The organism is Shewanella sp. S1-49-MNA-CIBAN-0167, from assembly GCF_040310145.1.
In the GTDB taxonomy this organism is placed as follows: Bacteria; Pseudomonadota; Gammaproteobacteria; order Enterobacterales; family Shewanellaceae; genus Shewanella; species Shewanella psychromarinicola.
This window is the reverse complement of record NZ_JBEOPO010000334.1, coordinates 1-263: the sequence shown is the minus strand read 5'-3', so window position 1 is coordinate 263 and position 263 is coordinate 1. Positions and strand designations below refer to the sequence as shown.

The window sequence follows — 263 nt, the reverse complement described above, 5'->3', positions numbered from 1 at the left end:
AACCTGCGCTGCTTCGTTTGCAACAGCCGTAAGAGCAGGTTCTGCTAATGTGGTGCCAAAACCTAACGAGAATGAGAAAATAACTAACCAAAATACACTGCCTTTTCGTGCTAATGCTTCAGCCAGTGATTCGCCAATCGGAAATAAACCCATTTCCAAACCAAATACAAAAAAGGTCAGTCCCAATACAATAAACACCACACCCACAAGAATAGATCCAAGTTGTGCAGGCGCTTGATGAAGCACAAATATTTCAAAAAAAC

At 41.4% G+C, this 263-nt stretch carries 1 protein-coding gene; it reads right to left on the bottom strand.

Going from position 1 to position 263, the window contains the following annotated elements:
* Nucleotides 1-263, bottom strand: a 263-nt coding sequence (locus AAEZ00_RS21530; RefSeq protein ID WP_351089979.1) for a DUF1538 family protein, incomplete at both ends; no start/stop codon positions are given.